The organism is Aneurinibacillus thermoaerophilus (assembly GCF_900099925.1).
GTDB lineage: Bacteria > Bacillota > Bacilli > Aneurinibacillales > Aneurinibacillaceae > Aneurinibacillus > Aneurinibacillus thermoaerophilus.
The window spans coordinates 1-21,968 of the sequence record NZ_FNDE01000043.1; the positions used below are offsets into that span (position 1 = coordinate 1).

The window sequence follows — 21,968 nt, forward strand, 5'->3', positions numbered from 1 at the left end:
TTGTCAAAAACATCAATAAAACGGTTAAAATTACAAAAAGATTGGATAAAGCGAAACAGCCATTACAACCGCCGAAGCCAAAACAATCCACTGGGAATGCAACTAAGGGGATGAGTAATGTAAATCTAACAAGAGCCCATAAAAGAAACCTAGACACTTTAGATAATATTATTAACAAACATTTAACTGATAAGGATTTTTCTGGTTCATTAAGAGACTTACAAGATAATCCAGTCCCTAAACCAGGTGGTGGGTATTGGAATCACTTACAGGAAATGAAGGACTCCTATAAGGGTTTAATTAGGATAAGAAAAGGCTTAGAAGGGTCACTTAAAAATCCAAATTTAAATGATGCTACAAGAAAAGTACTACAGGAGGGTTTGGATAAAGCAAATAAGAATATAAAGAAAATAGAGAATTTATTTGAACCATTTGGGGGGATAAATTAGTGAAAACTATCAAAGATATTTACAACATTTCACAGGGAGAACTAAAAGCTAAGTATGCATTAGATATATGGTATAATACCCTGATAGAGAAAACAGTTACAGAAATTGATATTACGGATATCTGTAGAATGCTTAGACAAGAGATTTTTATTGAATTAGCAATAGAGAGGGCTCTTGAGTATCTAAAACAAAACCCTCTTATTGGAGATGTCTATGATGGACAATTGTTAGAATTGCTTTCTTCAGTTGATGTAATAAAATTAAAAAAATATAAAAAATCTATAAAAGAATTACTTTTTGATATTAAAACAAGACTAGATATCAATGACTTTTTTAGTCAAGAAGATTATATCGAATATGTTGATTTATTAGAAAAATTTCTGGATAAGTTAGATAGTCGTTAAATGTATTTACCTTGATTGGATTTTTACCTTTCAAGGTTTTCTTTTAAGGTAATTCGAATCTGAAGGAAGCCGGCGGCAAACCTTCGGCCTGAGGAACATGAATCTCATATAAGGCCAGCGTTCGTTGGATGAGCCTGCATAACAAGGCGAAGTCCATACTGCCGAAGGCGAGCGAAGGTAAATGAGGCAGGTAGATGGAGGGGAAGATGGCGCTCTTACCCGAGGAGGTCTGTCTGATAGGCCGAGTATCCTCGGTAACCTCATTCGCGAGAATGAGCTGAACAGACAGAAGTCAGCAGAGGTCATAGTACATGCCATGTGATGACATGACATGGAAGGGCCGAACATTATGGAGAACGAAAGACCAGGCGTTCGAAGACACGCGATGAAGGCAGACAATCCGTATGGACTTATCCGAAGGAGGATGTGGTGAATTCCACGGGGGACTTCGGAAGGGCAGAGTGTGCCTTCGGCACAAATGGAACCTTTCGCTCACGCAAGGAGTGTACGTTCAATGATGGAATAATTGTTAGCACGGGACAATCTCTCACTTGCTTTGAAACAGGTAGAACGAAATAAAGGAAGCCATGGTGTGGATGGTATGTCTGTAAAATCCCTACGTAGATATATCATGGATCACTGGCATGACATTCGTCGTTCCATTGAGTGAGGTGGGAACTTATGAATCCAGTCCTGTCCGTCGCGTTGAAATCCCGAAGCCGAACGGAGGAGTCCGACAGTTAGGTATCCCTACCGTGCTCGACCGTTTCATCCAACAGGTAATTGCACAGATACTTACCCCTGTGTTTGACCCTTGTTTTTCCGAACATAGTTATGGATTCCGCCCCTCACGGCGCGGACATGACGCTGTACGAAAAGCTAGGCAATACTGGCGTATCGCCAAAAGTCCTGTTTTACATCGGACTCTTGATAAACGATTCTTCGAATCGTATCGACTCAAGAGTCTAAAAGAACGATATCACGCCTTGCGGCGTACATAATGAACCGCTGTATACCGAACGGTACGTACGGTGGTGTGAGAGGTCGGGGGCTAATCACCCCCTCCTACTCGATTGTTTGTGTTTGCTATGCTTCTTTGACAGAGCAATCTTACGTAAATTTCCATGTCCTCATGCTAAAAAATCCCACCATCCCGTCCGATATATCTAAATAAGAGAACGACAAAATGTGGAGGGAACGAATATGACGGACGTATCGCTTCCGATGCATCATACTGTTTCATCACGGAGCCCTGCGCTGGAAAAATCGGCTCAGCCGATGGATGAAACACGGATAATGGCAGCGCGGGAAGAACAAGTGCAAACCGAGCGGTTTGACAATCAAAAGTATCGTGATGAAAAAGAACGGGAAAGGCTCAAACAGGATGCCGATAAGCTGTTTGAAAGCCTGAATACGGGTCTCGCCTTAAAATTTCATGAAAAAAGTGGACAATGGTACGCCGTTATTGAGAACAAAATTACGCATGAAGTGATTAAAGAAGTACCGCCGCAAGATGTGCTTGAACTGCGGGCGCGGCTCAAGGAAATGATCGGTTTCTTCTTGGATCAAAAAATTTAGAATGGAGAGATGGAAATGTACGGAATGAATGTAAATCGCATATCCGGCCTTGCCTCCGGTATGGATACGGACACACTGATTAAAAAGCTGATGGATGCGGAGCGTATCCCGTTCAATAAGCTCAAGCAAAACCGGGAGAAGCTCAACTGGCAAAGCGAAGCTTATCGCAAGTGGAATACTGAGATTTTCTCATTCCGCTCCAAGACATTATTCGATATGAAGATGTCATCGACATACAACACGTTTACGACAGCCTCATCCGACGAAGCGAAAGTGTCAGCGGTTGCGAATGGCGATGCGATAGAAGGGCTTCATACATTGAAAGTCACGCAAACGGCGGCAGCCGCTTCTGTGAACGCTACGACTGACACGAGCAGGACGCTAAGTGAAGACAGCGAATTTGTCGTGAAAGTAACGAATGCGAAGGGAGAGGTGCGCCAGGCGACCATTTCATTAAAAGCTGGTCAAACCGTGAAAGACGCTGTGGCTGCATTGAATGCGGCTGTGGACGCAGGCGATGGGAAAACGAGTCTTGGCTTGCAGGCTGCGTATGATGATAACCTGAAACAATTTGTTTTGAAAACAAAAGAAACGGGCGCTTCAACAAAAATTGAATTAAGTGTTACATCTGATACGAAAAACCCTCTTTATGTTTTGGGATTGGCGGCCAGCGATGCAGCGGTCGATGATACAAAAACGTATACCGGACAAAATGCGAAAGTCATATTGGACGGGTATCCGGAAACAGAGTTTACCTCCAACACCTTTAAAGCGTTTGGCTTAATCTATACGATTAAAGGCCAGGCGACGCCTGCCACGCCGATTGAAGTTACGGTGAACGTAAAGCGGGACATCGAGGCGGAAATCAAAAATATTAAAGACTTTATTAACAAATATAATGAGATGCTGGAAAAGCTGAAAAAGACGCTGGATGAACCGGTCTACAAAAATTATCAGCCGCTGACGGATGAAGAGCGAAAAGCGTTAACCGAAAAGCAGATTGAGCAATGGGAAGAAAAGGCGAAGAGCGGTCTTTTGCGCCGTGATGGCATTCTTTCCGGTCTGGTAAACAGCATGCGCCTGAATATGACTTCCATCGTAGACAACGGCAGCAAATACAATTCGCTGGCCGCGATCGGCATTACATCCGAAAGCTATAAAGACAAAGGAAAGCTGACGGTGAATGAAGATAAGCTGCGTGAAGCGTTGGAAGAGGACCCGGAAGCGGTGAAAAATCTGTTTATTCAGGGGAGCGATATTACCGAAGAAGATGTGGAGAACGATCCGACGAAACAGGCAAAGCGCGGCTTGATTCACCGGTTGAATGACAGCTTTGGAGCTGCTTTTAAGGAGCTGACGGAGAAAGCGGGAGTGACCGGAAACCAGGCAGATGATCAAAGTATTATTGGAAAAATGTTACAAAATCTGGATGCGCGCATTTACGATATGGAAAGGCGCTTGATTCAAAAGGAAAATAGGTATTACCGCCAGTTTACGGCCATGGAAAAGGCGATGAGCAAGTACAACGCCCAAAGTGCCTGGCTTATGCAACAATTCGCAGGAGGAAGTAATGGACGATGACAAATCTTGCAGCGCAGCAATATAAACAAAATAGTGTACTTACGGCTACACCGGGTGAAGTAACGCTCCAATTATATAATGGTCTTGTCAAATTCATTAAAATGGCAATCGCAAGTGCGGAACAAGGAGAAATTCAGGCGGTCAATACGAACCTTATCAAAAGCCAGGACATTCTCAGGGAACTGTTGTGCACGTTAAATATGGAATACCCGGTCGCAAAAGATATGGCCGCCATGTATGAATATATGCTGGAGCGTTTAATCAAAGCTAATACCACCAAAGAACAGGCGATCATGGAAGAAGTGCTGGGATATGCCGAAGATTTTCGAAACACGTGGCAGCAGGCGCTCAAGCTAATGAAATAGGGGCCGCGATGTCTGGAAACTTTTATTCACAGAAAAAGCGACTGCTTACGGAGATGCGAACAGAAACGCTTGAGCAATTGCGCGCCGTCCGCGCGGAGGATGTGGAAGCGTTCCTGGATCATGTGGAAAGATGCAATCAAATTATTGAATCCATTAATCAACTGGATGCGCAAAACGAAGCACGAGATCCTTCCGAAGAACAAGAGTTGAGACGTCTGCTCCAGGAAGTGATAGAAGTGCGCCAGCACATCACTCCTCTGCTTGTTCCGTTGCGCGATAAGTTGCGCCAGGGCGCGGTAATGGAAAGAAGGCAAGTGATCATTCAGAAAGGGTATAATAAAGAGGAAGCATATTTGCCCAGTATTTTTTTCGACCGAAAAGAATAGTCTCCCATTAGACGACCTTGCGTTGCTTTTGTTTATGGAGGGTGTCCTAAAAGTGATGGGGCACCCTTTTGCGTTACGATATACGCAATATACGTATTTCCAGCAATGTTTTGGGACAGTTTCCTTCCAGCTGGTATATAAAAGCATGCCCATTTTGACCGATATTACTAAATAGAAGTTATAGTGCGGAAAGGTGGAGCGTCACATGCAAGTCTCAGATGTTACGCGGAGCATTCATACCTCACAAATGCCCGGAAAAACAACGGAACCCCAGCAGGGACAAATGACAAATCATGTGAATGGACAAGGCTCTGTCTCTTTATCTTCCGAAACGACAGCCGAGCAGGTATTGCAGGATGCCGGGATCAAAGCGACAGTAGAAATGAAGGAAGCAGTACGTTTGCTGATTGCGGAGCGCATCCCGGTTACAAAGGAGACGCTACATTCACTTCAGCACATTCTCCAAAAAGGAGAAGGAACCATCCAGCAAAAATTGGATACGCTTTCGATTATGGCGCAGAAGAAAATTTCGGTTACGCCCAGAAGCTATGAAGCGGTGTTTCGTGCTTTATACGGACCGTCGCTGGATCAAATTCTGAGTGAGCTGGCGAAAGAAGCGCCTGATTTGCTGCCAGAGCTGCGCTTTTTATCGAATTCCGATTCTCTGCAAGACGCGCACCGGAGTGTCCCCGATCATTCGCGTGCGGGAATGTCTGCTTTGCTGGAACAGGCCTTGCAAAAACTGGCGGAACAGGCGCTTGCTATCCGTATGTCCGGCAGGGCAACCCGCAGCCAGCTTCGTGAATTGCAGGAAGCGGTGGCGCAGGCGGTACAGGAAGCCAGGTTGAGCACAGAAGTACGGAAAGACCTCGAAAGCGCGATTCGGCAAATCATGAAAGAACTGCGGATGTCGCTTAGCTATGAAGCCGTAGGCAGGCATGCGGAAGCGAAGATAATGGTAGAGCGGAGCATAGATATGCTGGTGAAAATGTTGAAACTGCCGGTAGTCGGAACGGGGGGCGCTCGTACAGAAAGCGGTTCGCCGAACATGTCGTTTCCTGACGGCGAAGGAGTCGATCATTCTGGGGCAAACGTTTTGCGTCCGCTCAGCGAGACATTCATAAGATTGGGCAATCTGGTCAGTCTGGCGCGGCAGGAACTGCTTGTGGCGCTGGGGAACATTCAAATGGAAGGTTCGACCTCTTCGCGTCAGCCGGACATCGTGATGCGAGATCTTGCTGTGGCGTTGCGCGATGCGATAAAGCGTGAAGGAGTGCCGCAAAAAGAAGCGAATCAGGCAGCACACATACTTCAACAGTTAGAAGAAGCGGCGCGTCAGCCGGCTCAAAACGGTGAGCGGCTGCTGGCCGGTATGGATGAACTTGAGCGCTTGTTCGCTGCCTCGGGAGAGCGGATGGCGGCGCTGACCGCTGTCCAGACGGCTACCTTTGAACGCCTCACACGCTATATTCCCGATTATTTGCATCAAGTAGGAGAAAAGTTCAGGCAAACAAAAAAAGAAATTATCAACAATGTTGAGCGCATGAGCCAGTTTTTACGCCAGAACATTCCACAGGCCGCTTCCTATATTCAGCGGATTGTCGAGCCAACGATTGAAATGGTGAATCGGCTGGTGAATAAGGGAGAATTCGCCCTGTTTGCTGATATGGACTTTGAGTACGAGCTATTGCGCATGAGCGGCGAACTACAGCGGGTCAAAGGGTTGCTGGCCAAAGGCGAACAGGATGAGGCGCTCCGGCTGTTTCAACGATTGCGAACCGATTTAGAAAAGCTCAACTGGCAACCTTCCTATACGAAAGTCGAACGCTTTTTCTCCAAGATGACAGGAGAAGGCGGAATGCAGAATCCGCTTCAGCTTTACGCTCAACAATGGCGGGAAGAATCGCTGACCGGCCGCGGAGTGCAGGAAGCGATGCGCGGGATGGGGTTCAGCCATGAACGAGAGGCAGTGGAATGGATGATGCGTCGAGAAGGAGACATGCGCTCAGCCGGATATAATAGCAGCGATGCGCGAGGAGAAAAACCGCCGCACAATCTCAAGGCGATGCTAATGAACGGAATGGAAAGCCATGCTTCTCCCAAAGCGAGGGAGATGTTGGAGCAGGCCTTATCTCATGTAACAGGGCAGCAACTGTTGTCCAAACAAGAGGCAGGGACGGTCACCCAATCGTTTCAAGTACAGCTCCCGCTACCTTGGGAAGAGGGGATGCATTCGGTTCATATGCAAGTTCGTGCCCGGCAAAATGGCGAACAGATGGATTGGGAGAATTGTAGCCTGTTCTTCTTTCTTGATACGCCGAAGTTTGGGGAAACGGGAGTGGCTGTTACGGTAGTCGAAAGAGAAATGGCGATACGTGTTCAGAACGATCATCCGTTTGTGGAGCAGGCGTTTGCGCCGTACATTCCGCGGATGAAAGAGGAATTGCAACGGATGGGCTACCGGGTGCAGAGCGTAACCTTTTCCCCGCTGGCGCATCAGGAGCGGGAGAGCGAACAGAGAAAAGCCCCAGCTATAGATACCGCAACCGGAAGGCAGCATGCGTTCGCCCATACTTCCGGAGAAGGGGTCGATATTTCAGTATGATTTACAAGCATTTTCAGCAAGCGGCAAAAGGAAAAGAGAAAACGAGCCGGGCGGCTGTCATTCGCTATGACAAGGATAAGGATCGGGCGCCTACGGTGGTCGCTCATGGGCGCGGGCAAATCGCGGAAAAAATCATCGCGAAAGCGAAGGAACATGACATTCCGCTTCAGGAAGATGCGATGTTGTTGGAGAACTTGCTGGATCTCGACCTGGGCAGCAATGTGCCACCACAGCTGTATCAGGTAGTGGCGGAAATCTTGTTGCTTGTTCGAAGGGCGAATATCGGTTCTGCGGTTTCTGTTCCGCTTATACCTGCTATCGAACGTACGCCTTATTGGGAGGAAGAGGATGACGAGATTTGGCTTGAAGATTCTTCCTTAAAACTCTAGAAAAATATCCGATATCTATAATGTAGACATTTTGCCATGATAGAAGTATAAAAACATCAATTATGATTTGTGTTGAGAGGAATCGCGATGGAGCGTATGGTCACGTTGGAAAATGTGGAGATAAGTGATTTGCACGGTCATCCCGAATTAATTACATCCCTGTTGTATAAGCGACTGCTGCAAAAATTAGAAGAAGCGATCGCTTGTATTTCGGAGAAGAAATACGCGCAGGCGAACGCAGCTTTGCAGCTTTGCAACGATATTGTTACCCGTCTTGGTTTCGGAATCAAGTACGAAGCCGGCGTTTTAGCCGATCGGCTCGAAATGCTGTATCAGTATGTATTTGAACTGATTATACAAGGGAATCTCCGCAAAGATATCAAGCTTTTGCAGGAAGCGAAAGAGATCATCTGTCAATTGGATGAGGCCTGGACGATCGCGATGGAGAAGGAAAAGGGAAAAACACAGGTTATGGCTCACCTTGCCGGCAAGCCCAGGCTGAATCCATATGAGCGTCGGGAAATTGAACAGGAAACATGGAATCATGCGGAAAAGAAGCAGTTTGACTTTTAAAAATATGAGATCGTTTTTTAAGGAGTGGATACGATATGCGTATTAATCATAATCTTCCCGCGTTAAACGCCTACCGTAATTTAGCGCAAAATCAAATAGGAACGAGCAAGATTTTGGAGAGACTGTCTTCCGGCTATCGCATTAACCGTGCGTCTGATGATGCGGCAGGACTTGCCATTTCAGAAAAAATGCGCGGTCAAATTCGCGGTTTGGAGCAAGGACAGCGCAATACAATGGATGGAGTTTCTTTGATTCAGACGGCGGAAGGCGCATTGCAGGAAATACACGAGATGTTGCAGCGTATGCGTGAATTGGCCGTACAAGCAGCAAACGGCACGTATAGTGACAAGGACAAAAAAGCCATTGAGGATGAGATCAATCAATTAACAGCACAAATTGATCAGATTGCTAAAACAACGGAATTTAATGGAATTCAACTTATCGGAGACAGCGATAGTCCTTTGTTACAAGATGTGAAAATTCAGTACGGCCCTAAAAAGGAGGACTCGTTGACTCTGGAATTAACAACACAACCGGAAGCCGACCCTCCATTTGCTGCAGGATGCAAAGCGGATAAGGCTTCTCTCAAAATTGACAATGTAGATGTAATTAGTGATCCTGAGGGTGCGATCGAGACCTTCAAGGCTGCCATTGATCAAGTTTCCCGCATCCGTTCCTATTTCGGTGCTATTCAAAACCGTCTGGAACACGTAGTCAATAACTTGTCCAATTATACAGAAAATCTGACAGGTGCTGAATCTCGTATTCGCGATGCAGATATGGCGAAAGAAATGACCGAATTTACCCGCTTCAACATCATCAACCAGTCCGCGACAGCAATGCTGGCCCAGGCCAACCAGTTACCGCAAGGTGTATTACAACTCCTCAAAGGTTAAAGCTCTTTATGAATCATATTCCTTATTTTCCCCGAAAAGCATGTTGCTTTTCGGGGCTTTTTGCGAAAAGAAGATTCCTGTCCGCCGTTCTAAAAATTTGTGTCCACTTATTGAGCTAACAGCCTAGATCATAGCAAGACGAGCATGCATAATCTGACTCGTTTCGCTACGGAACGTATGATAAAACGTATAAAAAGTATTTCTAGAGAAGTCAAAAATTGACTGACTAAATCAAAGAAATATCTTTGCAGACGCATTTTTATCCGGTATAATGAATACGTTATACAAAAAGATAAGGTGCGCTGTGGAAAAAATCCACGCGCACTTTTCGCCTGTTTATTGAGAATGCTGTTGAGGAAAGGCTGTGAGTGTTGTGGATTGGGGTGTTATTTACGAGTACCGCGAAATGTTTATTCGCGGTGTGGGATATACGATTTTGTTTACGTCTGTCGGCGTATTTATGGGAACCATTCTTGGTCTGCTTTTCGGTCTTGGTCGCCTGTCGAAGAATCCGATACTGCGCTGGCCGTCTGTGGCTTACATTACCGTATTTCGTGGTACGCCGTTATTTGTGCAGATTCTGCTGATTCATTACGCGGCAATTCCGGAAATCTGGGGCCTGTTCTCTGAAGAACCGCCGTCGGTCGTATTTTCCGGTTTTGTGGTGCTTTCGCTAAACGCCGGAGCGTATATAGCCGAAATCTTCCGCGCCGGTATTCGGTCGATTGATCGTGGACAGATGGAAGCGGCCCGTTCTCTGGGCATGAACCACGGACAAGCGATGCGTTATGTGATTTTGCCGCAGGCGTTCAAACGCATGATTCCGCCGCTTGGCAACGAATTTATCGCGCTTTTGAAAGACTCTTCGTTGCTTGCGGTTATTGCGGCACCTGAACTGACGTACGCGGGAAATGCGACCGCGAAGTCAACATTCGCGCGCTGGGAATCTTATTTGACCATGGCGGCTATTTATCTTGTGCTGACGCTATTGATTTCCCGGTTTGTGACATATTTGGAAAAGCGGTTTGCTACAGAGTAACCATATCTTGTCGAAATTGTCGAATAAATGCTTGTTTCGTCGAGCAATTTAATTTGACCTGGACATGATAAAAATGGTATAGTCGAGGTATGGGTAAACGATTACACGTTCCCAGTATTTTATTGACGGAAAGGGATGTATTTCATGCAAGGTAAAGTAAAATGGTTTAATGCTGAAAAAGGCTACGGTTTCATCGAAAGAGAGAACGGAGACGACGTATTTGTACACTTCTCTGCAATCCAGGCCGAAGGTTTTAAAACGCTGGAAGAAGGTCAAAGCGTTGAATTCGAAATCGTTGAAGGCGCTCGTGGACCTCAAGCGGCAAATGTTGTTAAGTTGTAATATGCATCTCCTTTCCGATTGACAGGAATAAGGTAGATTGAAATATGCAACGTTCCGCCCTCTGGAATTGATTCCAGAGGGCTTAACTATTTTAGGTTGGAAAGCTACATATCTTTTAAAAGGCGTGAGTCAAACTGTTCGAAGCTGGCATTAGAACTATTCAGATGGAGATAAACAGAAAATAACCAATAAACATATTGCAATCCCCTCTTTGTTTTACCGATATTAAATATGTAAATGTTAGAAACTATAGAGAGGTAAAAAGAACGGAGACAAAGGCGGGGAACGGTATGAAAGCAGGCAAGACGCAAGAGTATCGGTTTGGGCTATTAAAAGAAATTTATTCAAGACACATTCAAAGCGGGGGAAATTCGGAAACAGTCGAAATCAGCACGAGGACGGAACGTCTCGCGTACAGATATCTGGCGAAACGTGGATTTATCAGCTGTGCGGAGAGGAAGGACGGTTTATTCAAAGTATTTCTTTTGCCAGAAGGCATTAATTATATAAAAAATGCAGAAAAGGATTGAATCACATCCAGCAAGAGTGGTTATTAACGATTATCATCTTGAGTATATTGACGTTCTTGCTTTGGATGCACTTTGGCCGCCTTCTTCTGAATTTAGCTAGCGATACGTTACCCCTGAAACAACAGGCTGTAGTGCTTGCTTCAGGGGTCTATCTGTGTGTATATATGTTTATCTTCTAAAGAACAATTCTTCTGGAAGTTTCCGGTTTGTCATAAAAATTTCACAAAACCTGGGAAGAAAATGTCGGATTCAGAAGGATTTTGGGCCGGGAAAAGGGAATATATTATAAATATAGATGAAAGGAGGAGTATTCATATGCAATACAACACCCGTGGTGAAAATATTGAAGTAACTCCTGCACTTCGAGACTATGCAGAGAAAAAAATTGGCCGTCTCGAGCGCTACTTTGAGGACACTTCTGCATTTTCGTGCAACATAACAATGCGTGTCATCCGTGGCGAGCATACGGTGGAAGTGACCATTCCAATGCCGGGAGTTATCCTCCGAGCCGAAGATACAAATAGTGATATGTATGCGGCGATCGATCTGGTCGTTGAAAAATTAGAGCGGCAAATCCGCAAGTACAAGACGAAAGTGAACCGCAAATATCGCCAGCAAGGGGCAATATTTGTGGATGCTGATCCTGTATTTACCAATAAAGGGGAACAAGAAGACGACAACGATACGATCGAAATCGTAAAAACGAAACGCTTTAATCTGAAGCCGATGGACGCAGAGGAAGCGGTACTACAGATGGATATGCTGGGGCATAACTTCTTCGTGTTCAGCAATGCGGAGACGGAAGAAGTCAACGTTGTCTACCGCCGCAAAGATGGCCGTTACGGTTTGATTGAACCGGAGAATATATAACCTTTGAAATACAGGGAAGAAACAAAGGCTGCCTCCGGGCGGAACGTTTCATACCAAAGGGGCTGGCTCATGATTTTTGACCCGGCCCCTTCTTACTCTCTAAACACGGTATTCAAATCAATTCTAAAATCTTCAATACTTTCTGGCAATGTGTCACCCTTGACATATACCCCACCACGCTTAAAACTCGTCTCCTCTAACAGATAGACATCAGATGCATTGTAAACATCAACGATTTTCTTTTTGTCACATATTACAACGAAATCAGGTTGCACCCAATTCTTAATCTCTTCATACGGAGTATGGTTAGAAAGAAAAAACGGATAAAGTTGTTCGATAGGGCACGGTCTAAATAGTAAATATCCATTTTCTTTCCTTGTCAATCCCCATATACTACTGTTAAAATTAAAATTTAGAGCAGTCCGTCTGCTCAGACTAGCAATGAAGCGATGATTTGGAAGGGGATAGATACCCGATGCTAGGTATACTTAAGAAGATAATTGGCGATTCCAACGAACGTGATATCAAGAAGTACCAGAGACGCGTCGAAAAAATCAATGCGTTGGAGCCACAAATACAGGCATTAAGCGATGAACAGCTTCGCAATAAAACGGATGAGTTCAAAGAGCGGCTTGCCAAAGGCGAGACGCTGGATGATATTTTGTATGAAGCTTTTGCGGTATGCCGTGAGGCAAGCCGCCGCGTGCTTGGCATGCGCCACTATGATGTGCAATTGATTGGCGGCATGGTGCTGCATGAAGGCAAAATTGCCGAGATGAAGACAGGGGAAGGTAAAACGCTGGTTGCGACGCTGCCTACGTATTTGAACGCCCTGTCCGGCAAAGGCGTACATGTCATTACGGTGAACGAATACCTGGCGACACGCGATGCCGAAGAGATGGGCCGGATTTACAATTTTCTCGGTTTAAGCTGCGCCGTAAACCTTGCCGGCATGTCACCGGACGAGAAGCGGGCGGCATATGCGGCCGATATCACATATGGTACGAACAATGAGTTCGGCTTTGACTATCTGCGCGATAACATGGTGCTTTACAAAGAACAAATGGTACAGCGCCCGCTGCATTACTGCATCGTCGACGAGGTCGACAGCATCCTCATCGATGAGGCGCGGACGCCGCTCATTATCTCGGGCGAAGCGGAAAAATCGACCGAGCTTTATTATGTTGCGGCCCGTTTCGTCACGCGCCTGAAAGAGGATGAGCACTATACCATTGATCTGAAAGCGAACTCTGTATCCCTTACTGAAACAGGGGTAGCGGAAGTGGAGCGCGCGTTTAATATCGATAACCTGTATGACAATGAGCACATTCTCCTGAACCATCACATCAATATCGCACTGAAAGCGAAAGCGCTGATGAAGCGCGATATTGACTATGTGGTAGACAACGGCGAAGTGATCATCGTTGACGAGTTTACGGGCCGTCTGATGCAAGGACGCCGCTACAGCGATGGTTTGCATCAGGCTATTGAAGCAAAAGAAGGCCTGCAGGTGCAAAACGAGAGCATGACGCTCGCGACGATCACGCTGCAGAACTATTTCCGTATGTATGAGAAGTTGGGCGGCATGACGGGGACGGCAAAAACAGAAGAAGAAGAGTTTCAGAAAATCTACGGTCTTCAAGTGGTGGTCATTCCAACCAACAAGCCGGTGATTCGTGAGGACAAGCCGGATGCGATCTATAAAACAGAACGCGGCAAATATAAAGCGGTTGTTGCCGAAGTGGAGAAAATGCACAAAATCGGCCGCCCGGTGCTGGTCGGTACGACTTCTATCGAAAAATCTGAATTGCTTTCCAGCATGCTGAAGAAAAAAGGCATTCCGCACCAGGTGCTGAACGCAAAGCACCATGCGCGTGAAGCCGAGATTGTCGCGCAGGCCGGACAGCGTGGCATGGTAACGATTGCGACCAACATGGCGGGTCGCGGTACTGACATTAAGCTCGGGGAAGGCGTTGCCGAACTCGGCGGTTTGCATATTATCGGTACGGAACGTCATGAGAGCCGCCGGATTGACAACCAGCTACGCGGCCGCGCCGGACGTCAAGGCGACCCCGGTTCGTCCCAGTTCTTTATCTCGCTGGAAGACGAATTGATGCGCAAGTTTGGTTCAGAGAATATTATGAACATGATGGATCGACTCGGTATGGAAGAAGATGTGCCGATCGAAAGTAAAATGGTATCCCGGGCGATTGAATCATCGCAGAAGCGGGTGGAGGGCGCTAACTTCGACATGCGCCGCCTCGTATTGCAATATGACGATGTGATGAACCAGCAGCGTGTGGTTATTTACAAGCAACGCCGCGAAGTACTGGAAGCCGAGTCGCTGCGCGATGTGGTGATCGGGATGATTATGTCGCATGTCGAGCGCCTCGTCGATCTGCATTGTTCGGACGAAGTCGTGCAGGAAGAGTGGGATCTCGAAGCGCTCATTGACCACTGCAACGGCACGTTTCTGCATGAAGGTCAGCTGACGGTGAAAGATATTTGGGGCAAAGACCGCGAAGAAATTATAGAAGTGTTCCGTGAGCTTGTTGAGCGTCTTTACAGTGAACGGGAAGCGCTGATGGATGAAGCGGACTTCCGCGAGTTCGAGAAGGTCGTTGTATTGCGAGCGGTGGACAGTAAGTGGATGGATCATATCGATGCCATGGATCAGTTCCGTCAGGGTATTCATTTGCGTGCGTACGGGCAGACAGATCCACTTCGTGAGTATCAGATGGAAGGCTATGAAATGTTCAATCAAATGATTGCCAGCATCGAGGAAGAAGTGGCGACATATATTATGAAAGCGAACATTGGAAGCAACCTGCAGCGCCAGGAAGTAGCCAAGGGTCAGGCGGTTGTTCCGTCGGATGAACCGGCGCCAAAAAAGCCGGTGCGCCGTCGAGAGCCGAAAATTGGTCGCAACGATCCTTGCTACTGCGGCAGCGGGAAAAAGTACAAAAACTGTTGTGGCCGGGAGGAATAAAGTATGCCATTGACAGAAGCGAAACAGCAAATGACAGCCATCGGCAAGCGATTGGCGGAAATCAGGGGGTCTCTTTGACATCCCTGGCAAACAAAAGCAAATCGCCGCACTGGAAGAGAAGATGGCTGCGCCGAACTTTTGGGATGACAATGAAGCAGCCCAGGTGATTATAAGCGAAGCGAACGCACTGAAAGAAACGGTAAACGCGATTCAGGAGATGGAAGCAGCGTACGAAGATATTCAGGTGATGATGGAGCTGTACGCTGAGGAAGAGGATGAGTCGCTTATCTCGGATATCGTGGAGGCAACTGAGGCCTTGCAGAAGCGGTTGAATGAGTATGAGCTACAGTTGCTCCTTAGCCAGCCGTATGACAAGAGAAACGCGATTCTTGAATTGCATCCGGGTGCGGGTGGTACGGAATCACAAGACTGGGCGGATATGTTGCTGCGTATGTATACCCGCTGGGCGGAGAAGCAGGGATACAAAGTCGAGACCCTGGACTATTTACCGGGCGAAGAGGCCGGGGTTAAGAGCGTAACCCTGCTGATTAAAGGACATAATGCGTACGGATATCTGAAAGCTGAAAAAGGCGTACACCGCCTCGTTCGCATTTCGCCGTTCGATGCTTCCGGACGCCGTCATACGTCCTTCGTATCGTGCGATGTGATGCCAGAGATTGACGATGACATCGAAATCGAAATCCGTCCGGACGAAATCAAAGTGGACACGTACCGTTCCAGCGGTGCCGGCGGACAGCATGTGAATACGACCGACTCCGCGGTGCGCATTACCCACCTGCCGACCGGTATCGTGGTGACGTGCCAGACGGAGCGCTCGCAGATTAAAAACCGGGAACGGGCGATGAAGATGCTTCGTTCCAAGTTGTACGAGAAAAAAATTCAGGAGCAGGAAGAGGAAGCGGCAAAGCTGCGCGGTGAGCAAAAAGAAATCGGCTGGGGCAGCCAAATTCGTTCCTACGTGTTTCACCCGTACAGCATGGTAAAAGATCATCGGACGAACTACGAAACGGGGAACGTTCAAGCCGTTATGGATGGGGACATTACGCCTTTTATTGACGCATATCTTCGTCAGCAACTGGGGCATACTACGTAAAAGTAGATAGCATATGTGTTAGAGAGTTGCAATACGTTATACAGAGCCTGTCGCGTAGGTTGCGGCTCTGAAGCAATATGCATTGTTGACGCTCGGGACGTTTTGCGTCGCCGTAGCGTCCAATTTGTTTTTGAACGCGTTTTAGAAGGATCTCAATATGATATATGATAGGCTCATCCACTTGTGGTTTTCTTTACTCACCACAGCGGAATGTTACGATACCAAAAGAAATGAATAGACTGTTGAGAGGCAATGGAGGAGAGGGAATGAGTACAATTGCAGAGGGAAAACTTGCAGAACTGAAGCAGCGCGCGAATCACATTCGTCAGGAAATCGTTAAAATGGTAGCTGCCGCAAACTCAGGTCACCCGGGCGGTTCGTTGTCGGCGGCAGACATTCTGGCTGTGCTGTATTTTCATGAAATGAACGTAGGCCCGGAAAAGGTAAACGATCCGGATCGCGATCGCTTTATTCTGAGCAAAGGGCACGCAAGCCCGGTATTGTATGCGACGCTTGCGGAGAAAGGGTATCTGCCGAAAGAGGAACTAGCGACATTCCGCCGCATTAACTCTCGCTTGCAAGGTCATCCAAGCAAGAAATTATTGCCGGGTGTCGAACAGAGCACCGGTTCTCTCGGCCAGGGACTTTCCACGGCGAATGGCATGGCGTTGGCGGCGCGTCTTGATAAGCGCGAGTATCGGGTATATGCTCTGCTTGGCGATGGCGAGATTCAGGAAGGCATGATCTGGGAGGCAGCGATGGCAGCCGGCCACTACAAGCTGGACAATCTGGTGGCCATTCTTGACTATAATCATTTGCAAATTGACGGCAATGTAGAGGATATTATGGACATTGGACCGGTGGCGGACAAGTTCCGCGCATTCAACTGGCATGTGATTGAAATGGATGGTCATAATATCGAAGAAATCGTCGCTGCATTTGCTGAAGCGAGAACGGTAAAGGGCAAACCGACTTTTATTGTGGCGCATACGATAAAAGGAAAAGGCGTTTCGTATATGGAGAACGCATGCGGCTGGCACGGTGTTGCGCCGAACGAAGAACAGCTGAAGCAGGCGCTGGCTGAATTGTGCGCGCAGGGAGGGGACAAGTAATGGAGAAGACAACGGTAAAGAAAATCGCAACCCGTGACGCATACGGTCAAGTATTGGTAGAACTCGGACACGAAAATCCGGACATTGTTGTGCTGGATGCCGACCTTGCGAAATCGACGAAAACGGCGGAATTTGCTAAAGTATTTCCGGAGCGTTTCTTTGACGTGGGGATTGCGGAAGCGAATATGATCGGGATGGCGGCTGGCCTTGCTACCTGCGGTAAAATTCCGTTCGCGAGCACGTTTGCACTGTTCGGTTCGTTGCGCGTAGCCGATATGATTCGTAATTCCGTGTGCTATCCAAACCTGAACGTAAAAATTGCTGTCACCCACCAGGGCTTGACACTTGGAGAAGATGGTGCTTCTCATCAGGCGGTGGAGGACATCGCTTTAATGCGTGCGATCCCGAATATGACAGTGATCATTCCGGCGGACGCAACCGAAACGAAAAAAGCGATTCGCGCGGCCGCAAATACGCACGGCCCGATGTACATTCGCATGGGACGTCCGAGCGTGCCAGTGTTGTTCGATGACAGCTATGAGTTTGAAATTGGCAAAGGTGTACAGATTCGTGAAGGAAACGATGTAGCGATTATCGCGACGGGCGTGATGGTGCATATCGCACTGGAAGCGGCAGAATTGCTGGCGCAAGAAGGAATTCAGGCGCGCGTCATTAACATGGCCACGATCAAACCGATTGACGAAGAGATAATTGTGAAAGCCGCCCAGGAAACAAAAGGAATCGTGACCGCGGAAGAAGCCAACATTTACGGCGGGCTTGGCGCGGCTGTCGCCGAAGTGCTATGCGAGAAGCATCCCGCAAAACTGCGCCGCGTCGGCGTGCAGGATACATTTGGTGAATCTGGCAAGCCGGACGAGCTGTTGCAGAAGTATGGTCTTACTGCGGAGAATATCGCGACAAAAGCGAAAGAAATGTTGAAATGAAATTCGCGGATGCTTCTACGTTCCCTCGGAATTTCTAAATAGCATGTTATGAAAACATCCTCCTCTGCTCATACTAAATGTGTGACTTGATTAGAGGAGGGTATTTTTATGAGAAAATGGCTTATGTCATTTAGCAGTATTCTGTTTGTGCTGGCTCTGTTCACGGGCTGTGCAACGAGTAAGAATAAAGCGGAACAACCGCCGGCCAAGCAAGGCGGTCAAGCCGGAGGGGGAGCGGCTGAAGGCGCTGCGGGGAACGCGCAAAAAATCTTTCAGGCAAATTGCACGTCCTGTCATGGTCAAAACATGGAGGGGGGCGTCGGACCGAATCTGACAAAAGTCGGCAGCAAGTATAAGAGCGCCGATGAAATTAAGAATGTCATTGTAAAAGGACGAAACGGCATGCCAGGCGGTCTTGTCAGCGAAGCGGACGCCGAAGTGCTGGCTGGCTGGTTAATTACAAAGAAATGAAATACGAAAGGTTATAAGAGCCGTTTTCTCTTAAAAGGAGGAAGCGGCTTTCTACATAGTTAGCAATCAGAAGACAGAATACACAGTCGTAGCGAATGGATGGTCAATTTGCTACGACTTTTTTGGTGTTTTATATGCATAACTTTATTTGCATATTAATTCATAATAACCTATTGAATTATTATTCTTATTTACGTATAATAATTCATAACTTATCGAGACAGGAAAAATGGGGGAAACGTAAGTGAACATTTCGATTATCGGAGCGACCGGGTACAGCGGAGTCGAATTGATTCGCCTGTTAGTAAAACATCCCGAAGCAAACATTGTGGCTGTATACTCTAACTCGCAAGCCGGAAAAACAATGCAGGAAGTATATCCGCATTTAACGCATATTTTTACAGATAGCCTGACTAAAATCGACTGTGGACGAATCCGGAAGGAAGCGGATGCTGTGTTCATCGCGACACCGTCTGGCATTAGCGGACAGCTAGTGCCTCAGCTTTTGGATGGCAAATTGAAAGTGATTGACGTGTCCGGCGACTTTCGTCTTGCTACGCCGGAGCTATATAACAAATGGTACGGCAAGCAAACAGCGGCCCAGGAATATTTGGATCAGGCAGTATACGGTCTTTCCGAGTGGAATGCGGACGCTATCCGCGGCACGAAGCTGCTCGCCAATCCGGGTTGTTATCCGACGGCGACACTGCTTAGCCTGTTGCCGCTTTTAAAAGAAGATCTGATCGATGGTACATCTATTATTGTGGATGCCAAATCCGGAGTCACCGGAGCGGGACGTTCCGCTTCGCTTGGCACTCATTTCTGCGAAGTAAACGAAAGCATCTCCGCGTACAAAGTAGCGAAACACCAGCATACGCCGGAGATTGAGCAGACGCTGAACCACCTGACAGGCAAGGAAGCACTCGTCTCCTTTACACCGCACCTTGTGCCGATGAACCGCGGTATCTTAACCACATCGTACGCGACGCTGAAAGAGGGCGTGACAAATGAACAGGTAGCGGCCGCGTTTTCCGAAGCGTACGAAGGTAAGCCGTTTGTGCGCCTGCGGCCGGGTGCGTATCCGAAAACAAAAGAAGTATACGGTTCCAATTATTGCGATATTGCCTGGCATGTCGATGACCGTACCGGACGGGTGATTGTGCTCGCGGTGATCGATAACGTTGTGAAAGGCGCGGCTGGTCAAGCGGTACAAAACATGAATCTGATGTTCGGACTTCCGGAAACAACAGGACTTGAGTTTACGCCGGTTTATCCATAAGCAAAACTCGTGGGCGTTATCACTCGTCCTTTTTCCACCAACGAAGTGCGTAAAGAAAAAGATAAAGAGGGGAGACAGATGGTAAACCAGCTTGTCATTAAATGCGGCGGTAGCACATTGGAACAGTTGCCCGCCTCTTTTTATAAAGATATTGCCATGTTGCAGCGACAAGGCGTTCTCGTAACGATTGTGCACGGAGGTGGCCCGGCGATTTCGGCTATGCTTAAGCAGATGGGGATTGCGCCGAAGTTTGTCGACGGGTTGCGTGTGACAGATGAGGCGACGCTGCAAGTGGCGCAGATGGTGCTGATCGGGCAGACGAATAAGCAGATTGTAAGTAATATTCAGATGGCCGGCGGGCGCGCGGCTGGTATTAGCGGCATTGATGGCGCCACGTTGCAGGTTGTGCAGGGACCTAGACACCTTGGATTTGTTGGGGAGATTCAGCGAGTGGACACGATGTTAATTGCGGCGCTGGCTCATTCCGAATTGATTCCTGTAATCGCACCGCTTGGCATTGATCAAAGTGGACAGATTTATAACGTTAACGCCGATACGGTGGCGGGCGCAGTGGCCGGAGCTATCGGCGCGAAGCAGTTGATCATGGTTACTGACGTGCCAGGTGTTATGCAGGAAGTGGAGGGTGCTAAGCAGGTGCTTCCGGAACTTGACCGGAAACAAATTGATGAATTGATTGCCGCGGGCGTGATTTACGGCGGCATGATCCCGAAAGTACGGGCGGCGCTTGACGCGCTGGAGCAGCAGGTAGAGGAAGTGCTGATCATTAACGGCTATGAGCCGGGGATTTTGCATAAGGTGGCGGCTGGAGATGCGGTCGGAACCAAAATCGTGAAAAAGGGCAAGGTGAGCGCACAATGAGTTATTTGTTCCCGAATTACGGGCGTTGGCCGATTCGCATTACCAAGGGAGAAGGCAATTATTTATGGGATGAAGCGGGAAACCGCTACCTTGACCTGGTATCCGGCATTGCGGTTACATCTCTCGGCAATGTGCCGCACCGGGTAAAAGTGAAAGTACAGGAGCAGCTTAATACGCTATGGCATTGTTCCAATTTATTTGAAATTCCGATCCAGGAGAAGCTGGCGGAAAAGCTCGTATCCCTTACTTGCGGTGACCGGGCGTTTTTCTGCAACAGCGGCGCGGAGGCGAATGAAGCAGCTATTAAGCTGGCCCGCCGCTACGCGCAAAAGATCAAGAAGCAAGACCGCTACGAGGTGATTACGTTTGAACAATCCTTTCATGGTCGCACCCTGGCGACGCTAACCGCAACCGGCCAGGCGAAAGTCAAAGATGGTTTTGCTCCGCTGCCGGACGGGTTTATGACGGTACCATACAATGACGCAGCAGCGCTGAGGGCAGCCATTACGGATAAAACATGTGCAGTAATGCTGGAGCTGGTGCAGGGCGAAGGCGGCGTAAATCCGGCTTCCCCGGCGTTCGTTGAACAAGTTCAGGCGCTGTGCGCGGAACACGACCTGCTGCTGATTGTGGATGAGGTCCAAACGGGAATTGGGCGTACCGGTAAGTGGTTCGCGTACCAGCATTACAATATTGAGCCGGATATCATTACGATGGCCAAAGGACTGGGCAGCGGCTTTCCAATCGGTGCCATCGTCGGCAAAGAGAAGCTTGCGGAAGCGTTCGGGCCGGGGACGCACGGTACGACGTTCGGCGGCAATCCGCTCGCTTGCTCGTCCGGCCTGGCTACATTAGAAACGATGGAGGAAGAAGGCTATCTCGCCCGCGTGGCAGAGATGGGTGCTTATTTTATGGCGAAGCTGGAACAATTATCCGCCGTTCGCCCGGAGATAGTCGGCGTGCGCGGCAAAGGATTGATGCTCGGGGTGGAACTTGCGTTTGAAGTGGCGGATGTAATCGCCAAAATGCGGGAACGCGGTATTCTGCTTTTACAGGCGGGGCCGAACGTTCTCAGACTGCTTCCGCCGTTTACGGTTGAAACGGAAGAAATTGACCGGGCCATCGCGGCGCTGGATGATGTGCTGAATACAGTGACGCATACGGTATAAGCTG

The 21,968-nt window shown here is 47.9% G+C and carries 22 protein-coding genes and 2 pseudogenes; all 24 read left to right on the forward strand.

The window, feature by feature from the left end; all coding sequences use genetic code 11:
* Positions 1-449, forward strand: a 449-nt coding sequence (locus BLR88_RS16065) for a polymorphic toxin type 28 domain-containing protein (RefSeq protein WP_254778347.1), incomplete at its 5' end; no start/stop codon positions are given.
* The gene (locus tag BLR88_RS16070; protein WP_057897507.1) at positions 449-853 is read left to right on the forward strand and encodes a contact-dependent growth inhibition system immunity protein; all 405 of its coding nucleotides are present in this window, start codon (positions 449-451) and stop codon (positions 851-853) included. The genes BLR88_RS16065 and BLR88_RS16070, both read left to right, overlap by 1 nt.
* A 181-nt stretch (positions 854-1,034) precedes the next feature.
* Positions 1,035-1,175 (forward strand): hypothetical protein, encoded by a 141-nt coding sequence (locus BLR88_RS19975; RefSeq protein WP_217639398.1) that lies wholly within the window; start codon positions 1,035-1,037, stop codon positions 1,173-1,175.
* 204 nt (positions 1,176-1,379) lie between these two features.
* Positions 1,380-1,794 (forward strand): annotated as a pseudogene (locus tag BLR88_RS16080) (reverse transcriptase domain-containing protein); the annotation flags it as partial.
* Between the two features lie 262 nt (positions 1,795-2,056).
* Complete coding sequence (locus BLR88_RS16085; protein ID WP_057897508.1) at positions 2,057-2,431, forward strand: flagellar protein FlaG; 375 nt, start codon at positions 2,057-2,059, stop codon at positions 2,429-2,431.
* 24 nt (positions 2,432-2,455) lie between these two features.
* Positions 2,456-4,012 (forward strand): flagellar filament capping protein FliD, encoded by a 1,557-nt coding sequence (fliD, locus tag BLR88_RS16090; protein ID WP_175493653.1) that lies wholly within the window; start codon positions 2,456-2,458, stop codon positions 4,010-4,012.
* Positions 4,009-4,377, forward strand: coding sequence for a flagellar export chaperone FliS (gene fliS / locus BLR88_RS16095; RefSeq protein ID WP_057897510.1), 369 nt, complete (start codon positions 4,009-4,011; stop codon positions 4,375-4,377). The genes fliD and fliS overlap by 4 nt, the downstream gene beginning before the upstream one ends.
* Positions 4,347-4,763: a flagellar protein FliT gene (locus BLR88_RS16100; protein WP_139185004.1), complete on the forward strand. Its 417-nt coding sequence runs from the start codon at positions 4,347-4,349 to the stop codon at positions 4,761-4,763. Before fliS ends, BLR88_RS16100 begins: the two co-directional genes overlap by 31 nt.
* A 205-nt stretch (positions 4,764-4,968) precedes the next feature.
* A complete protein-coding gene (locus BLR88_RS16105) occupies positions 4,969-7,368 on the forward strand; it encodes a coiled-coil domain-containing protein (protein WP_091261197.1) in 2,400 nt (799 codons plus the stop codon).
* Positions 7,365-7,640: pseudogene (locus tag BLR88_RS16110) on the forward strand (EscU/YscU/HrcU family type III secretion system export apparatus switch protein); the annotation flags it as partial. The gene BLR88_RS16105 and the pseudogene BLR88_RS16110, both read left to right, overlap by 4 nt.
* 204 nt (positions 7,641-7,844) lie before the next feature.
* Positions 7,845-8,330 carry a flagellar export chaperone FliS gene (locus tag BLR88_RS16115; protein ID WP_057897513.1) on the forward strand — a complete coding sequence of 162 codons (486 nt, stop codon included), beginning with the start codon at positions 7,845-7,847 and terminating at the stop codon, positions 8,328-8,330.
* 35 nt (positions 8,331-8,365) lie between these two features.
* The gene (locus BLR88_RS16120) at positions 8,366-9,226 is read left to right on the forward strand and encodes a flagellin N-terminal helical domain-containing protein (protein WP_091261199.1); all 861 of its coding nucleotides are present in this window, start codon (positions 8,366-8,368) and stop codon (positions 9,224-9,226) included.
* Positions 9,227-9,632: 406 nt separating this feature from the next.
* A complete protein-coding gene (locus tag BLR88_RS16125) occupies positions 9,633-10,265 on the forward strand; it encodes an amino acid ABC transporter permease (RefSeq protein WP_175493654.1) in 633 nt (210 codons plus the stop codon).
* A 144-nt stretch (positions 10,266-10,409) separates the two neighbouring features.
* The gene (locus BLR88_RS16130; RefSeq protein ID WP_057897515.1) at positions 10,410-10,607 is read left to right on the forward strand and encodes a cold shock domain-containing protein; all 198 of its coding nucleotides are present in this window, start codon (positions 10,410-10,412) and stop codon (positions 10,605-10,607) included.
* Positions 10,608-10,897: 290 nt separating this feature from the next.
* Positions 10,898-11,137, forward strand: coding sequence for a hypothetical protein (locus tag BLR88_RS16135; RefSeq protein ID WP_057897516.1), 240 nt, complete (start codon positions 10,898-10,900; stop codon positions 11,135-11,137).
* 315 nt (positions 11,138-11,452) lie between these two features.
* Positions 11,453-12,007, forward strand: a complete 555-nt coding sequence (gene hpf, locus BLR88_RS16140; protein ID WP_057897517.1) for a ribosome hibernation-promoting factor, HPF/YfiA family — start codon at positions 11,453-11,455, stop codon at positions 12,005-12,007.
* A 475-nt stretch (positions 12,008-12,482) separates the two neighbouring features.
* Positions 12,483-14,996, forward strand: coding sequence for an accessory Sec system translocase SecA2 (gene secA2, locus BLR88_RS16150; protein WP_057897519.1), 2,514 nt, complete (start codon positions 12,483-12,485; stop codon positions 14,994-14,996).
* Between the two features lie 3 nt (positions 14,997-14,999).
* Positions 15,000-16,110 (forward strand): peptide chain release factor 2 gene (gene prfB / locus BLR88_RS16155; protein ID WP_204244852.1). Its coding sequence is split into 2 segments (ribosomal slippage): positions 15,000-15,071 and positions 15,073-16,110, totalling 1,110 coding nucleotides; the frame shifts between segments, so codons are not numbered across the junction.
* Positions 16,111-16,376: 266 nt separating this feature from the next.
* Positions 16,377-17,222 carry a transketolase gene (locus BLR88_RS16160; RefSeq protein ID WP_091261201.1) on the forward strand — a complete coding sequence of 282 codons (846 nt, stop codon included), beginning with the start codon at positions 16,377-16,379 and terminating at the stop codon, positions 17,220-17,222.
* Entirely contained in the window at positions 17,222-18,166 is a 945-nt protein-coding gene (locus tag BLR88_RS16165; protein WP_057897521.1) for a transketolase family protein, read from the forward strand. Before BLR88_RS16160 ends, BLR88_RS16165 begins: the two co-directional genes overlap by 1 nt.
* A gap of 108 nt (positions 18,167-18,274) precedes the next feature.
* Positions 18,275-18,637 (forward strand): c-type cytochrome, encoded by a 363-nt coding sequence (locus BLR88_RS16170; protein WP_057897522.1) that lies wholly within the window; start codon positions 18,275-18,277, stop codon positions 18,635-18,637.
* A 244-nt stretch (positions 18,638-18,881) separates the two neighbouring features.
* Positions 18,882-19,916, forward strand: coding sequence for an N-acetyl-gamma-glutamyl-phosphate reductase (argC, locus tag BLR88_RS16175; protein WP_057897523.1), 1,035 nt, complete (start codon positions 18,882-18,884; stop codon positions 19,914-19,916).
* A 9-nt stretch (positions 19,917-19,925) separates the two neighbouring features.
* Positions 19,926-20,795 carry an acetylglutamate kinase gene (gene argB / locus BLR88_RS16180; protein WP_254778349.1) on the forward strand — a complete coding sequence of 290 codons (870 nt, stop codon included), beginning with the start codon at positions 19,926-19,928 and terminating at the stop codon, positions 20,793-20,795.
* Positions 20,792-21,964 (forward strand): acetylornithine transaminase, encoded by a 1,173-nt coding sequence (locus tag BLR88_RS16185; protein WP_091261205.1) that lies wholly within the window; start codon positions 20,792-20,794, stop codon positions 21,962-21,964. The genes argB and BLR88_RS16185 overlap by 4 nt, the downstream gene beginning before the upstream one ends.
* Positions 21,965-21,968: the final 4 nt, after the last annotated feature.

Excerpts from the sequence above, each read along its gene's own strand:
- BLR88_RS16165 (WP_057897521.1), top strand. The coding sequence starts at position 17,222 with ATGGAGAAGACAACGGTAAAGAAAATCGCAACCCGTGACGCATACGGT.
- fliD (WP_175493653.1), top strand. The coding sequence starts at position 2,456 with ATGAATGTAAATCGCATATCCGGCCTTGCCTCCGGTATGGATACGGAC.
- BLR88_RS16115 (WP_057897513.1), top strand. The coding sequence starts at position 7,845 with ATGGAGCGTATGGTCACGTTGGAAAATGTGGAGATAAGTGATTTGCAC.
- BLR88_RS16105 (WP_091261197.1), top strand. The coding sequence starts at position 4,969 with ATGCAAGTCTCAGATGTTACGCGGAGCATTCATACCTCACAAATGCCC.
- fliS (WP_057897510.1), top strand. The coding sequence starts at position 4,009 with ATGACAAATCTTGCAGCGCAGCAATATAAACAAAATAGTGTACTTACG.
- BLR88_RS16185 (WP_091261205.1), top strand. The coding sequence starts at position 20,792 with ATGAGTTATTTGTTCCCGAATTACGGGCGTTGGCCGATTCGCATTACC.
- BLR88_RS16085 (WP_057897508.1), top strand. The coding sequence starts at position 2,057 with ATGACGGACGTATCGCTTCCGATGCATCATACTGTTTCATCACGGAGC.
- BLR88_RS19975 (WP_217639398.1), top strand. The coding sequence starts at position 1,035 with ATGAGGCAGGTAGATGGAGGGGAAGATGGCGCTCTTACCCGAGGAGGT.
- BLR88_RS16160 (WP_091261201.1), top strand. The coding sequence starts at position 16,377 with ATGAGTACAATTGCAGAGGGAAAACTTGCAGAACTGAAGCAGCGCGCG.
- BLR88_RS16125 (WP_175493654.1), top strand. The coding sequence starts at position 9,633 with ATGTTTATTCGCGGTGTGGGATATACGATTTTGTTTACGTCTGTCGGC.
- BLR88_RS16120 (WP_091261199.1), top strand. The coding sequence starts at position 8,366 with ATGCGTATTAATCATAATCTTCCCGCGTTAAACGCCTACCGTAATTTA.
- BLR88_RS16135 (WP_057897516.1), top strand. The coding sequence starts at position 10,898 with ATGAAAGCAGGCAAGACGCAAGAGTATCGGTTTGGGCTATTAAAAGAA.
- hpf (WP_057897517.1), top strand. The coding sequence starts at position 11,453 with ATGCAATACAACACCCGTGGTGAAAATATTGAAGTAACTCCTGCACTT.
- secA2 (WP_057897519.1), top strand. The coding sequence starts at position 12,483 with ATGCTAGGTATACTTAAGAAGATAATTGGCGATTCCAACGAACGTGAT.
- BLR88_RS16130 (WP_057897515.1), top strand. The coding sequence starts at position 10,410 with ATGCAAGGTAAAGTAAAATGGTTTAATGCTGAAAAAGGCTACGGTTTC.
- BLR88_RS16170 (WP_057897522.1), top strand. The coding sequence starts at position 18,275 with ATGAGAAAATGGCTTATGTCATTTAGCAGTATTCTGTTTGTGCTGGCT.